Source organism: Streptomyces sp. NPDC107562 (genome assembly GCF_055657325.1).
In genome coordinates, this window is sequence record NZ_JBVKBE010000015.1 from 81,718 (window position 1) to 95,401 (window position 13,684).

Here is a 13,684-nt window from a genome sequence, read left to right on the forward strand (position 1 = left end):
CTCATCGGCGGTGAAGCGCGTGCGCTATCGCCTGATCCAGCTGCACGGCACCCACACCACGGCGGGCCCAGCAGTGATCACGGTGCTCACCACCCGACGGGCCAGCGTGGTGTCGCCGAGAGCCGGCCCCACTCGCGGCCAGGGCGCTCGACGTCAGTCCCGGCCCACCGGCTTCGCCAGCCGACGGCAGGACACGCCGTTCGTGACCCACAGGCCTTCTGCCGCCCCACTATCTTCTACGGCATTGTAGATCTCCGCCTCTCGCCGCCGGAAGCGGCCGCTCGTACTCGCACCGCCGAAAGGCCGCCGAGGCAAGGGCAGGAGTAGAGCCGGCCAGCCGGCCCTGCCCTTATTCGGCCGCCGTGCGCGCATCCGCCCCGGCGCGCCTTCCCGTCGGTTGAAGCCGGCCGGCCATCGAAATCGTGCGACGCGGCTGCTCTGCGTTCGCATGCCTCCACCTCACTTCTACAGTGCTGTAGATTCTACTTTGAGTGGACGGGCCGGTCGAACGCCGTCCCGCGGACACTGTGAAAGGGATGTCGCATGGGTGTGAGCCTGTCAAAGGGTGGCAATGTTTCGCTGAGCAAGGAGGCCCCGGGCCTGACGGCCGTACTGGTCGGTCTGGGCTGGGACGTACGCACGACCACCGGGGTGGACTTCGACCTCGACGCCAGTGCCCTGCTGGTGAACGCGTCCGGGAAGGTCCCCTCCGACCAGCACTTCGTCTTCTACAACAACCTCAAGAGCCCCGACGGCTCCGTCGAGCACACCGGAGACAACCTCACCGGTGAGGGCGAGGGCGACGACGAGGTCGTCAAGGTCAACCTCGCCACCGTGCCCGCAGACGTCGACAAGATTGTCTTCCCCGTCTCCATCCACGATGCCGAAGCCCGCGGCCAGAGCTTCGGCCAGGTCAGGGGCGCGTTCATCCGCGTCGTCAACCAGGCCGGCGGGACGGAAATCGCCCGCTACGACCTCTCCGAGGATGCCTCGACCGAGACCGCCATGGTCTTCGGCGAGCTCTACCGCAGCGGCGCCGAGTGGAAGTTCCGCGCCGTCGGCCAGGGCTACGCCTCCGGCCTCGCCGGGATCGCCGCCGACTTTGGCGTCGGCGTCTGACTCCCTGGAGCACCTGTGGGCGGGCCCTATCGGGGCCTGTCCACGGGATGCGCCGGCTGACCCCCATCGCTCGTTCGGGTGGTCTCCATGAAGCCGCCGATATCCCTCGCGGTGAGGCCGACCTCCTTGGGAGGCAGGGGCGCACAGGCCCTCGGGCGCGGGTGAGTGCAGGCAGTCGCACATCCCTCGATCGCACGAGCGCGCCTTGAGCGACGCCCCTTGCAGCGGCCCCTCTGCCATCAAGTTCTACAGTGCTGTAGATTCCCGATGTTGCATCAACGCTATACCGGGCCGTTGCGCTTCGGCTCCGGGTGATGAGGAGGACCAGTGGGAATCGATCTCAGCAAGGGCCAGCAGATCAGCCTGGAGAAGCCCGGAGGCGGCACCCTGAGCGTGGTGCGGATGGGGCTGGGGTGGCGGGCTGCCGCGCGCAAGGGATTCCTCGCCCGGATGACCGCCCGGGAGATCGACCTGGATGCCTCGGCCGTGCTCTTCGCGGGCAAGGAGCCGGTGGACGTCGTGTTCTTCCAGCAGTTGGTGAGCAAGGACGGATCGGTGCGTCACACCGGTGACAACCGTGTGGGCGGCGCCGGCCAGGGAGGGGATGACGAGTCGATCCTCGTGGACCTGGGCCGCCTGCCGGTGCACGTCGACCAGATCGTCTTCACCGTCAACTCTTTCACCGGGCAGACCTTCGCCGAGGTGGACAACGCCTTCTGCCGCCTCATCGACGAGAGCAGTGGCCAGGAGCTGGCCCGCTACACCCTCTCCGGCGGCGGCAAGTACACCGCGCAGGTCATGGCCAAGGTCCACAGGTCCGCCGCAGGCTGGAGCATGTCCGCGATCGGGGAGCCGGCCGACGGCCGCACCTTCAAGGACCTGCTGCCCGCCATCGCCTCCCACCTCTGACCTGACCCGGCAGTAACGAGCCCGGGCCGGCTACCCGCTGCCGGCGACTCCGACGGCAGGACCCCCGCGCCCCATTTCCGGAGGCAATGACCATGTTCGGCATCAGTGAGATAGCGATCATCTGCATCGTCGTCATCCTGATCGTCGGGGCGAAGAAACTCCCCGAACTCGCCCGCTCCATAGGCAAATCCGCCCGCATCCTCAAAAGCGAGGCCCGCGCCATGAAGGGTGACAGCGGGGCGGGGACAGCCGGTGAACCGTCTGTCGGCGGCAACGCCAAGCCAATCATCGAAGTAGCACCCGGCGACGTGATCAGTCCCCGGCGCCCCGGGCCGGGCGACACCTCCGCCTCACGACACTGACCAGCCTGCCCCTGCCGTCGGGCTTGGCGCCTTCGCCCCCGCGCTGCTGTAGGAAGATCTCGACCATTGATCCGGGCAGTGCCTCACACCCCGGGCCGTCACGCGGTACAGCCAAATTGCCTCTTTGCCGCTCTTCCCGGCGACCGGAAAGCCCACCTCGCCGGGAACGGGCGGCGACCTGAAACGGTGTACGGCCCTCCGGCTCACTTCACCCAGCACCGATGAGGGAGATCATGTCGGAGACCTGGATCGGCATCGCCTTGGCCTCGGCCGGGACCCTCATCACGATGGCCGGTGCGGCCCTCTACATCCTTCCCGGCCCCGGCCTGCCCCTGCTCGCCGTCGGCATCGGCTGCCTCGTGATCGGTGTGACCATGCTCGGCACGGCCGCCACCCGCAGATGACGCGGCACCGACCGCCAGCCCCGGGGAATCGCCTGGGTTGCCTCCTCTTTAGGGGGACATCAGCGCCTCCGCGCCGTCGATCACTGCCGTGCAGCGTGGCGTGCCAGGTCCGGGAGCGATACGGACGATCACAGGCAGGGGCAAATCGTGGCCAGCTCTCCAGTGACAACCGCATTCGTGAGACACAGTGTGCCTGGACACGTGTTCCGCTTGCATAACGCAGCTCGGGCAGAAGCCGCGCTTCGCCTCGCCTTCGAAGGTCTCGTACCAGGTTGGCTCGCCGCCCTCTCCGGTCCAGGTGACCGTCTCGAGGCCCACCCACCACATCACGGGTGTGCCGCCGAGCTTCTGACAGTGGGGACAGGCACAGGTGTGGGCAAAGACTGCCGGACCCCGAGTGGTGAAACGGATGCGGCCGCACAGGCAGCCGCCGGTACGGTCCCCAGCTGTGTTGGCTCCCTGGGTGTCGGCGGCGGGGGTGGCGTTCATATGGTGATCTCCCGGGCGTGATAGGCAAGTTGGGCAGATCGGTGTGTCATCGCTGCCGTGATCGCCATGACGCTGTTGGCGGCTCTGGCGTGGCCCGCTGAGACTGCCCCTCCCTGCCTGGATTCTTCGCTAGCCTTGCTGCCGGTCGCCTACTGGCTGGAACGAGGCTGGGAGAGAAACGTCGTGGTGAAGGTCCTTATCGCAGGGGGAGCCGGCTACATCGGCAGCACGGTCGCCTCGACCTGCCTGGACGCGGGCATCACCCCCGTGATTCTCGACAACCTCGTTCGGGGCCGCCGCGAGTTCACCAAGGGGCGCACCTTCTACGAAGGCGACATCGCGGACGGCGCGCTGGTCGACCGGATCTTCTCGGAGCACCCGGACATCTCCGCCGTGGTGCACTGCGCGGCGCTGATCGTGGTGCCGGAGTCCGTCGCGGACCCGATCGGCTACTACGAGGCGAACGTGGCCAAGAGCCTGGCCTTCGTCAGCCACCTGCACCGCAACAGCTGCGACCGCATCATCTTCAGCAGCTCGGCCTCCATCTACCGGGCCGAGGACGGTTCGCCCGTCAACGAGGACTCGCCGCTGGCGCCGCAGAGCCCGTATGCACGGACCAAGGCCGTGTGTGAGGAGATGTTCGCCGACATCGCCGTGGCCGGGCCGCGCGTGCTGTCGCTGCGGTACTTCAACCCGGTCGGGGCCGACCCGCAGCTGCGTACCGGGCTCCAGCTCAAGCGGCCCAGCCACGCCCTGGGTGTGCTGATCCAGGCGCACCAGGAAGGCCGTCCGTTCCCGATCACCGGGACGAACTACCCGACGCGCGACGGCTCGGGCATCCGCGACTACGTGCACGTCTGGGATCTCGCCGCGGCCCACATCGCGGCGATCGAGCGCTTCGACTCCATCCTCACGGGGTCGAAGCGCTCGATCGCGATCAACCTGGGCACCGGCTCCGGCACCACCGTCCGGGAGCTGTGCGCCGCGTTCAACAACGTCGTCAGCACCCCCCTGGCCACCATCGACGCGGAACCGCGGCCCGGTGACGTGGCCGGCGGCTACACCAAGAGCGACCGGGCGGCCGAGCTGCTGGGGTGGACGCCGAAGCTGTCCCTGGAAGACGGCATCCGCTCCGCCCTGGACTGGATCCCGGTGCGCGACGAACTGCTGAAGGATTGATCCCTCCCTCCCGCCTTCACTCCTCCCGGGCGATCGGGCCCGGGAGGAAGCCGGCTTCGAGGGCGAGCAGGTGTTGTAGGGCGGGGGCGAGCCATGCGGTGTCCCACCGGTGGTCTGCCGGTGCGTTCCGGTAGGCGTCGTGGGGGATGCCGAGCGCTTCGAGGAGCTGGCGGCCGGCCCTCCAGTCGGCTTCCAGGGTGCCGATGCCCCCGAGCGCGATGCGGCGGGCCCCGTGGAGGGCTTGGGCGTGGCGGCGCAGGTTCTGTCGTACGTCGTACTCGTCGAGCCGTGCGGTGCTGCCAGCGACGTCCACGAGCTGCGGGTGGGGTGGCCAGTCGCTGAGCAGTGAGGCATCCCAGACGCTGGCGACGGCGAAAAGGTCGGGGTGCCGGGTCAACAGGTTGAGGGCGGCGAAGCCTCCCTTGCTGAATCCCAGCAGGTGCACCGGTGGCCGCATCTGCGTGCCGAGCAGCGTCAGGACGGTCGGTACGACCACGCGGACGAGGTGGTCCTCCTGCTGGCAGTCGGCCCGGGTGGCGTGGTTGACCGGCCAGGGCGACTCGCTGAACGTCGGTGCGGCGAAGACGGTCCCCTCGCGCAGGTGAGCCGGGAGCCGTCCGATCTCGGCGAGGCTGTGGCCGTACTTGCGCCCCTCGCCCTTCTCGACGGGCAGGGCGAGCACCACCCTGCGCACCCGCTGCTCGGGCCAGATCACGGTGACCTGCGTGCCGGGCTGCTGGAACGGGCTCTCCAAGAGGACCAACCGGGTACCCGCGGGCAGGGGATCGGAGTCGTGGACGTGCGCTTAGCAGTGCGGGCGTTCATGGGCGGAGGGCGGCGACGGCATCGTGGTAGGTCTCCCAGTTGTCGCAGTTGAACCGGAGGTCGTCCGGCCGGAGCGGCAGCGCCGTGAGGTGGTTGCCGGCGGCGATCCAGCGCCGGATGGCGTCGATGAGGTAGAGCTCGCCGCCCGGTCGGGGCGGGCACGCGCGCAGGGCCGCGAAGACGAACGGCCCGAGCACCCAGCGGGCTGCGCAGGCGTGCACCCACTGGGCACCGGCGTGGTCCAGGAGGTCCCTGCCGAAGGCGACCGCAGCTGGCCCGCGCACGTCGGCCGCGCCCAGGAGAGTCTCGTGCGCAGGGATGCTGTCCGCGGGGAAGATGCGGGTCAGGACGGAGCAGTCCGCCGTGCCGGAGACGAGCCGCTGGAGCGGTGTCTGACTATCGGCGGCGCCGCAGATCAGGTTGTCCCCGAATGCGAGGATGAACGGCTGGCCTTGGGTCCATGTCTCGGCGGCGAGGACGGGGGCGCCGGGGCCGGCGCCGTCCTCCTGGACGCGGTAGGAGAAGTCCATGCCGTAGGCGGCCCCGCTGCCGAAGTAGGCCGGGATCTGCGGCTTGCGTGCCGAGATCACGAACAGCACATCGGTGGTCCCGGCCGCGCGTAGCTCGTGGATGAGGTGTTCCAGGATTGGCATCCGCCCGACGGGCAGCATCTCCTTGGGAAGGGCGCGGGTGATCGGGGCCATCTTGGTCCCGGCCCCGCCGGCGGCCACGACCGCCCTGGTGATCGTGCGCGACATGACGTCCCTCCTGTCAGGCACCCGGCTTGGCCAGCCAGTCGAGCCAGGTGCCGTAAACGTCGCAGTGGGCCACGATGTCCGAGCGGCTCACGCCGCCGTAGTGGCTGGCCATGATCATGCGGGGGGTGGCGTTGCCGAAGTGCCCGATGGAGATCTCGTGCAGCGGGCGGCGCCGGCTCAGCTCGGCGAGGGTGTCTACGAGGTGTTCCCGGCCGCCCGGCGAGCCGAAGATCTGGTAGATCGACCACGAGAAGACGAGGACCAGGTGCTGGTCGTCGGGGGTGTCGGCGACGAAGTCGGTGAGGTGGTCCTGGGCGGTGCCGGCCAGGATCGTCGGCGGAGTGCGGGCGGCCAGCGCCAGGGCGGAGTTCAGGGTGCGCATCCGGCCGGTCTGTTCGGGCCAGGTGAGGCTGATCAGCCACTCGGTGGCCACGGGGTCGGTGACGTCCACCGGATGCGGTTCGATCCCGACCGGAGGTGCGAACCGCTTCGGATCGAGAGTCAGGGGCGGCGTCCCGCCCCTGACCTCGCAGTGCAGGACCGTGTCCGGGTCGCTGCCGGGCAGGGTGAGCCGGTGCCCGTCGTAGTCGTAGGTGTACCGGTCCCAGAGCAGGGCCAGCCCGGCGCTGGCGCCCACGTCCACGATCCTGATCGGCCGGCCGTCGTCGAGCTGCTGCTGGAGCGCGGCGAAGGCAGGCAGCAGGACGGTACAGCGGTTGACCTCGTTGGTCTGGACGGCCCGGGTCGAGATGATCTGCCGGATGGCTTCAGCGTGACGGCGGCAGAAGTCCGTCAGCAGGTCGGCGGCTCGGTCGTCGGTCAGGTCCTCGCGGCCGGTGAAGCATGGGGCGAGCGAGTGCTTCACGCCGCGGCGGAGGATGTGGTGGACGGCCCCGAGCAGCATGTTCGGGGCGGGCTGTCCCGGCCGGGTGAGGGCCGCGAGGTCGAGCAGCTCGGGGGTGCGGGCGATGGCGCGTGACAGGGTGGCGTACAGCGGAGACGGACCCGTGGCCTGCTGGTCGGCGAACCGCCGGAAGGTCTCGGCGAGCTGGGTGTGGTCGGTCATCGGGGGATCTCCTCAGAGGATCTTGTAGCCGCAGTCGGCGAGCTGCTGCACCGCGCCCAGGCTCTGGCCCCGGCGGCCCCACCACTTCTCCTCCTCGGCGGCCATGGACGCCTGCGCCTTGGCGATGACGGCCGCGACCTGGTCGCGGGGCACGATCACCGCGCCGTCCTCGTCCCCGACCACGACGTCCCCGGGGGTGATGCAGACGCCGTCGATGTCCACGGGGACATTGACCGCACCGTCCTCCCGGCCGACGGGGTAGCCGAAGTTCAGCGGAGTGGCGCCGCGGGCAACGGTGGGGAAGGCGATGCGGCGCAGTTCAGCAAGGTCGCGGACCATGCCGTCGACCAGAACCCCGGCGATGCCCCGGGTCTGCATGTGCGCCGCGGTCACCCCGCCGAAGCACGAGCGTTCCTTGCCGCCGCCGGCCGCGACCACGACCACGTCGCCCGGCTGCGCCAGGTCGATCGCCGCGCGGCGCACGGTCACGTCCGGGCCCAGCGCTGTGACGGCGCTGCCGCACAGGACCAGCCCGGGGGTCTGAAGGCGCAGGCAGTGGGAGAGGGCGCCGGTCTTGCCGAGGGCGTCCACGATCGATGCGAATGGGATCCGCGACAGGGCGGCGATCTCGCTGCGGTCGGGGTGGACGATGTCGGTGTGGATCTCGCGTATGGGCATGGTCGGTGCCATTCGTTCAGAGGGACGGGGTGTCAGAGAGCTCGCGGAGAGGCGCCAAGTCCTGCGCCATGAGGTCGTCGGTCGACAGCACGCCGGCCTGATCTGCGTCGAGGGCGGCGCGGGTGGTCCGGCACAGCAGATGGGCGATGGACTGCACCAGGGCCGCGAGGACGAAGTCGTCGACGTGCGGCAGCCGGAGGCCACGCGCCCCGGCCCCGGAGCGGCTGGGGCCATCCCGGTGCAGGAGGAACGGCCGGGTGCCTGCCGCGGTCGCGGCGGTGACGGCCTCGCGGGTCGTCCTGCCGGCCGAGTCGTAGGCCAGGAGGAAGACCACGTCCTCGCGGCTGGCGCTGCTGAGCTGGTGGCGGACGCCGTGGGCGGGGTCGGGGTGGTCGTTGAGGATCGCGCTCATGTCGGCCAGCGACGGATCGCAGACGACGAGCGGGGGCTGTACCCCGTCGACGCCGAGCGGTGCGTCCCAGCGCAGATTGTGCGCGAAGTGCTCGCCGACGAGAGCGAGCGGCCCGCCGTCCGGGCACAGCACGTAGATCCGGCGCCGGCCAGCGATCGCGTCCCGGGCGGCCTCGGTCGCCTCCCGCAGGAAGGCCCCCAGCAGTTCGGTGTTCACCGCGGCCAGGGCGTCAAGGTGCCGCTTCGCCCGGGCCGGCAGCGGCTCCGTTCCGGGACCGAGCGCGGTGGCGGCGGCCAGGGTCAGCACGGTCAGCATGGCGTCCTCGCTGATCTGCTGATCCGTGGTTCCGGTCGCCCAGACCATGCCGCTGGCCGGCTCCATCTGGGTGCCGTCGCCGCCCACCAGCGCCAGCACCGGCACGTGGTGTTCGGCGCAGAGCCGGACGACCTCAAGGATGTTCGCCGACCGGCCGCTGACGCTGGCGATGATGACCAGGTCCACCCGGCCGATGCCCCTGGCGAGCGACCGAGCGAAGGCCGTGCGGTACTCGTCTCGCTGCGCGGTGTAGGCCAAGGTCGCCGGGCTCATCATCGCGTCGTTCACCGGCACTCCGGCGTGGGCGTGGAGCTGGAGGAGGGCCGAGCGGACAATCGCGGAGGAGCCGCCGTTGCCGAAGGCGCGGATCTCGCCTCCGTCGGCGGTGGCCTTGGCCAGCAGGTCGACGGCCTCGGTGCCGCGTGCGAGCATGCGGCGGACGGCTTCGCCCACCTCGGTCACGTAGGCGTGGGCGAAGTCCTTGTACACCGTGGTCACGATGGGTCCTTCCTTCGTCCCTCAAGTGGGCCCGGAGACGGTGAGCCAGGGCTCGACTACGGGCGGGAACTCGATGTCGAACAGGCGGCGGGCCGGGCCCAGGGCCGCGGGCAGGTCCTGGCAGTCGAGGCGGCAGTCGACCGGCCGGGCCCCAGACGCCGCGTCCGCATCCCCGGCGCGAACGTGATCGGCGGGCAGGTGGAACCTGTGCGCGATCAGCAGCGCCATCCGGTACTTGGTCATGCCCTGCTCCGCACTCCAGTGGGCAACCGAGCCCAGGCACTGCCCTTGCAGGAGGGCCCCGGCGAGCCAGCGGCACACCTCGGCAGCCTCGTCCGCGTGCGTGGGGTAGCGGACACATACGTCGTCCAACTCCACTGGGGCGCCAACAGCGACCTGGCGGGCGATCTCGGTCAGGTTCGTCTCGGCCGCGAACCGCACGGGCCCATACAGCACGGGCAGCCGCAGGATCGCCGCGTCCGGGCAGGCCCCGCGCACGGCGTGCTCGGCCAGCAGCTTCCACCAGCCGTAGGCGTTCAGCGGACTCGGGAGGCTGTCGGGCCGGTAGGGCGGCGCCGTCCCGTCAAAGACGTAGTCGCTGGAGATGTGCACCAGATGGGCCCCGCACCCGCGAGCGCCCGCGGCGATCAGCCGGGCCGCATCCACGTTTCCCGCGCGGGCCCTCTCCGGTGCATTAGCCCACACCGCGGGGCGGCGCTCGCCCACGCAGTTCACGACGACGTCCGGCCTCTCCCGGCCGAGCAGCCGCGCGATGGCGCCAGCCGACGTCGCATCGACCGCGACCAGCGCGCCGGCGGCCCGGCTGAAGGCGGTGCCCGTCACGGTCATGTCGCCGAAGGCCCGCATCACAGAGCGGCCCAGGAGCCCGGACGCACCGAAGATCAGTGCTCGCATCCCTCACCTCCACGGTCCTGCGAGGTGAGACAGACAAGCGGAGGCAGATACATGATCGGGAGAGGTCGCCGCGGTGTACCCAGTGCACACACCAAGTCGGTGTACGGGCACCGACGTTGCTGCCTGGTGTACGTACACCAGGCCCCATTCGTCCCATCTTCTGGCAGTCCCCTGAGCGGTGGTACCTTCCGGCCAGGACCCCGCCGGACTTGGAGTGCCCATGGAGCCAGCAGCGGTTGACGCCCCGCCGGCCAACGTGCTCGGCGCCCTGTTACAGCAGCTGGGGATGCGGCCAGAGCAGCTCATCGCCCGCATCAACCAGCGGCGGGCTCGTCGCGGCTGTTCCCCCCTCAGCCCGAAGGCGGCCTACCCCTGGCTACGCGAGATCCCCTCACTTCCGCAGCCCGACAACCAGGCGGACGCCCTGGCCGTCCTCACCGCCAGGGCTGGACGGTGCATCACCACGGCCGACGTCGGATGGGACCTGCCTCGCCCCCGGACCCGTCACCGTCACCTCGACGCGCCCGGCGACGCCCCCCTGGAGGCCCTGCTCCAGGAGATCAGCCAAGGAGACCTGATGGACCGCCGCAACCTGCTTATGCTCACAGGAGCCGCAGCCACCGCCCCCGCCCTCGCGCTGCTGCTCGGCCCGATAGAGGAAGCCTCCGCCGCCCCTTCCGGCCAGCTGAACGAACGGCTCGTCGGGTCGATCGAAAGGGCCGTTCGCGACCTGAGGGAGATCGACGACTCCACCGGCAGCGCCAGCGGCGACCTCACCTGGGGCATCGGCATCTGGCAAAGCGCATCCCGGGTCGTGGCTCAGGCCCGCGGCCAAGGGCCCCTCACCGACCGGCTCCACACCGCCTACATCGAACTGAGCGAACAGGTCGGCTGGATGTGCTTCGACGCCCGCCAGCACCCCCAGGCACAACGCATCTACCACACCGGCATGCGCCTGGCCCGCGAGGCTGGCACGTCGCTGACCACCCGTCACGCGACCGCCAACCTCGTCGCCTCCACCGCGTACCAGGCTGCATGGCTGGGCCACCACAACGACGCCGCCGCACTCCTCGACATCGCCGCCCGCACCCCGGAGCTTCCGCCCGCCGCCGCCGCGGTGATCGCCGATAGGCGTATCTACGCCGCAGGACGGCGGCACGACCCTGACGCGATCCTCCGATTCCGCGACGAAGCGCTGGGGCACCTCGGCTCTGCAAAGGAGCGCACACCCTGGTGGGCGACCTGGCTCACGAAGGACTCCGTGGACGCCGCCACAGGCCGGGCCTATCTCGCCTGCGACCAGCCCTCCCGGGCCGTCCCCTTCCTGCGCAGCCGCGTCGAGGCGACCGCCCCCGACTACCCGCGCGACCACCTCTACGCCGTCCTCGACCTGGCCGACACCGTCCACCAGTGCGGCGACGGCGACCAGGCACGAGAACTCCTCGACCAGGCCGAAGGACTCATCGGCACCGTCACCTCTCAGCGCATGGTTCATCGGTTCGACGCCCTGTCGTCAGCCGTCGTTGCCGCGTGAAAGCCGGATTCGACGCCGACGCCGCAGACGAGTAGGCGACACGGATCGGGCCCGGCGGTCGATGCACCTGTCACCGTGCCCCGCACGGGGAGGGGAAGGCCGCGGTGACCGAGAGGGACGCGGAGGTCGAGGACCTGGTCACCTGGGACGACTCTTGGCTGGCCCTCTCTACTCGGTGGATGGGCGGAGCGGGATGACATTGTCGGAGGCAGCTGGGTTCTGGCTGTCGGATTGCCGGAGGATGAGGACGGCTGCTGCGAGGGCCATCTGCTCCGCTCGATGCCGGGGGCCGGCTTCGGCAGCGCGGGAGTCTTTGAGAGCTGACAACCTCTTTGCGAAGGCGCTTTTCGACTTCCGGTGTCTGGTTCGTTTCCGTACGCACCCCAGTTACACCGCTCGTTTGACCCCTGCGTCTCCGGTCACGCACGACGAGGCCCCCGGAATCGGGGCGGAGACGCTGTTGGCGAATTCGGGGGCTCGGTCACTTCGCCCCGTCGAGCGTGAGCTCGACGGGGCGAAGTGCTGCGAAGTGGCTGGTGCAGGTGCGGGCTCGCGGTGTTTCGGTGAGGTGGGCGTCAATGCGGGCGAGGTTGATCGCGGCGCCAGTGAGTTGGTGTTGCAGCGCGGTCTTCGCGAGGCCGAGGTAGCGGGATCTGCGCAGGCCGCACCGCTGGGTGGCTTGGGAGATGGTGCCTTCGACACCGGCGCGGGTCTTGTAGCGCTCTTTCCAGGTGTCGGTGTCCTGGTCGGCGCGGGCCTGGCGGAGGGCTTCGTGTTCCTCGCGGGGCCGAAGGGTCAGGCGGCGGCCGACGCTGGAGGTGGTGCACTGCTGGCGGACCGGACAGGGCCGGCAGTCGGTTCTGTTGAAACGGACCCGGATCACGGGGGTGCCTTCGGGTGAACGGTCCGGATTCCAGCGGGTCGTGGTCCTGCCTCCAGGGCAGGTGACCTGCTCGTTTTCCCAGTCGATGCCGAAATCGTCGCAAGTGAATCCGCCGCCCGCCGCAGTCTGGGGACTGATGGCCAAGGCGGCCGGGCCGGTAAGGGTGAGGCCGTACTCGCGGCGGGCTCGCACGAGCGCATGCGCATCGACGTATCCGGCGTCGACCAGGTGCTCGGCGGGCAGACGGCCTGCCTCGGCGAGCTGGGCGTGCACGGACTCGGTCATCGACACGTCGGGCACCGTGGCGCCGGTGGTGGCCACATTCGTGATCAGGTTGGGAGTGTCCGGCTCACAGGTCTCGGTGAAGTGGACCTTGTATCCCGCCCAGGAGGTATCCCGCTTGACGCTGTTGCGGGCCTCAAGGTCGTAGGGGTTGACCAGGCATGTCGTGCCCGGCGGCCGGTCTTTTGGGTCCCGCCGCCTCACCTCGCCTTCGACCTGGTGGAAGTTCTGCACCCACATCTGGCGCAGGTGCTCCACCTGGTGGAGCGTGCGCAGTTGCGGCGGCGCCTGGCGGGACCAGACGGCCAGAAGCAGTCGTGTCCCGTCCCGTCCGATCCGCAGCCCCATCTCGTCCCGCCGGACGCGGGCCTTGGGGAACCGGGAGTCCTCGGCCCTGCTCGCGTAGTGCTTGAACCAGTCCGGCTCGGCCACCTGCACCAGCCAGTCCGGGGCCGCCTGGGCCAGGGCGTTCAACGCTGACCGCCAGGTCTCCGCGACCCGCTCCAGCCAGACGACATCCCGGGCGGCTGTCAGCACGTGGGTGGAGTCGGTCCTTGCCCGGCCGGCCGTCTTGAGCAGCCCTTTCTCTCCGGCCGCGGCGAGGATGCCGTCCAGAACACGCCGTCCCGCATCCGCCTCCACCAGACGGTCCCGGAACTCTGACAGCACCGAGAAGTCGAACCCGGGATCACTGAGTTCCAGGCCGAGGGCGTACTTGAAGTCGATCCTTGCCCGCACTGCCTCCGCAGCCTGCCGGTCGGTCAGCCCCTCCACGAACTGCAACACCAGCACAAGCGCCAACCGCCCCGGTGACCAGGCAGGCTTGCCGCGTGCCGGGAACAGGTCCGCGAACTTCTCATCCGTGAACAGCGGCCCCAACTCGTCTCGGACCCGGATCGCCAAGCTGCCTTTGGGGAACGCGGCCCGCGCCACCCGCACCGTCTCCGCCGGGACCTCACTCGGCCCGCTCGGCTGCATCGACATCCGCACCCACCCCATACGACAACGTCGGCCTTCAAGACCACAACCGGGTCTTGAAGGCCGACGTCACGCGAG

14 protein-coding genes are annotated in these 13,684 nt (G+C 70.0%); 6 read left to right on the top strand and 8 right to left on the bottom strand.

All coding sequences use genetic code 11. The annotated features are described in order from the left end of the window. The first annotated feature begins 543 nt into the window (after window positions 1-543). From ACZ7LV_RS31770 to ACZ7LV_RS31785, 4 genes are all read left to right on the top strand, one after another. The gene (locus tag ACZ7LV_RS31770; protein WP_471944437.1) at window positions 544-1,119 is read left to right on the top strand and encodes a TerD family protein; all 576 of its coding nucleotides are present in this window, start codon (window positions 544-546) and stop codon (window positions 1,117-1,119) included. A gap of 327 nt (window positions 1,120-1,446) precedes the next feature. Continuing rightward, window positions 1,447-2,028, top strand: coding sequence for a TerD family protein (locus ACZ7LV_RS31775; protein WP_471944439.1), 582 nt, complete (start codon window positions 1,447-1,449; stop codon window positions 2,026-2,028). Between the two features lie 92 nt (window positions 2,029-2,120). Then, window positions 2,121-2,390, top strand: a complete 270-nt coding sequence (locus tag ACZ7LV_RS31780; protein ID WP_471944631.1) for a twin-arginine translocase TatA/TatE family subunit — start codon at window positions 2,121-2,123, stop codon at window positions 2,388-2,390. Between the two features lie 233 nt (window positions 2,391-2,623). Then, the gene (locus ACZ7LV_RS31785; protein ID WP_471944441.1) at window positions 2,624-2,794 is read left to right on the top strand and encodes a hypothetical protein; all 171 of its coding nucleotides are present in this window, start codon (window positions 2,624-2,626) and stop codon (window positions 2,792-2,794) included. A gap of 48 nt (window positions 2,795-2,842) precedes the next feature. Here ACZ7LV_RS31785 and ACZ7LV_RS31790 read toward each other — a convergent pair whose 3' ends face one another. Then, a complete protein-coding gene (locus ACZ7LV_RS31790; RefSeq protein WP_471944443.1) occupies window positions 2,843-3,283 on the bottom strand; it encodes a GFA family protein in 441 nt (146 codons plus the stop codon). 183 nt (window positions 3,284-3,466) lie between these two features. Here ACZ7LV_RS31790 and galE point away from each other — a divergent pair, with 183 nt between their 5' ends. Continuing rightward, the gene (gene galE / locus ACZ7LV_RS31795) at window positions 3,467-4,462 is read left to right on the top strand and encodes a UDP-glucose 4-epimerase GalE (protein WP_471944445.1); all 996 of its coding nucleotides are present in this window, start codon (window positions 3,467-3,469) and stop codon (window positions 4,460-4,462) included. Window positions 4,463-4,478: 16 nt separating this feature from the next. On the opposite strand, the gene ACZ7LV_RS31800 is transcribed toward galE, so the two are convergent. From ACZ7LV_RS31800 to ACZ7LV_RS31825, 6 genes are all read right to left on the bottom strand, one after another. After that, the gene (locus ACZ7LV_RS31800) at window positions 4,479-5,216 is read right to left on the bottom strand and encodes an alpha/beta hydrolase (RefSeq protein WP_471944447.1); all 738 of its coding nucleotides are present in this window, start codon (window positions 5,214-5,216) and stop codon (window positions 4,479-4,481) included. A 67-nt stretch (window positions 5,217-5,283) separates the two neighbouring features. Further along, the gene (locus ACZ7LV_RS31805; protein WP_471944449.1) at window positions 5,284-6,045 is read right to left on the bottom strand and encodes a sugar phosphate nucleotidyltransferase; all 762 of its coding nucleotides are present in this window, start codon (window positions 6,043-6,045) and stop codon (window positions 5,284-5,286) included. A 13-nt stretch (window positions 6,046-6,058) separates the two neighbouring features. Further along, complete coding sequence (locus tag ACZ7LV_RS31810; RefSeq protein ID WP_471944451.1) at window positions 6,059-7,111, bottom strand: DUF2332 domain-containing protein; 1,053 nt, start codon at window positions 7,109-7,111, stop codon at window positions 6,059-6,061. A gap of 12 nt (window positions 7,112-7,123) precedes the next feature. Beyond that, complete coding sequence (locus ACZ7LV_RS31815) at window positions 7,124-7,789, bottom strand: RraA family protein (protein ID WP_471944452.1); 666 nt, start codon at window positions 7,787-7,789, stop codon at window positions 7,124-7,126. Window positions 7,790-7,805: 16 nt separating this feature from the next. Beyond that, window positions 7,806-9,014 carry an SIS domain-containing protein gene (locus ACZ7LV_RS31820; RefSeq protein WP_471944454.1) on the bottom strand — a complete coding sequence of 403 codons (1,209 nt, stop codon included), beginning with the start codon at window positions 9,012-9,014 and terminating at the stop codon, window positions 7,806-7,808. A 21-nt stretch (window positions 9,015-9,035) separates the two neighbouring features. Continuing rightward, complete coding sequence (locus tag ACZ7LV_RS31825) at window positions 9,036-9,929, bottom strand: dTDP-4-dehydrorhamnose reductase family protein (RefSeq protein ID WP_471944456.1); 894 nt, start codon at window positions 9,927-9,929, stop codon at window positions 9,036-9,038. Between the two features lie 220 nt (window positions 9,930-10,149). On the opposite strand from ACZ7LV_RS31825, the gene ACZ7LV_RS31830 reads away from it, so the two are divergent. Then, window positions 10,150-11,463, top strand: coding sequence for an XRE family transcriptional regulator (locus ACZ7LV_RS31830; RefSeq protein ID WP_471944458.1), 1,314 nt, complete (start codon window positions 10,150-10,152; stop codon window positions 11,461-11,463). A gap of 481 nt (window positions 11,464-11,944) precedes the next feature. Here the strand turns inward: ACZ7LV_RS31830 and ACZ7LV_RS31835 are convergent, their stop codons facing one another. Next, entirely contained in the window at window positions 11,945-13,612 is a 1,668-nt protein-coding gene (locus ACZ7LV_RS31835; RefSeq protein ID WP_471944460.1) for an IS1182 family transposase, read from the bottom strand. Window positions 13,613-13,684: the final 72 nt, after the last annotated feature.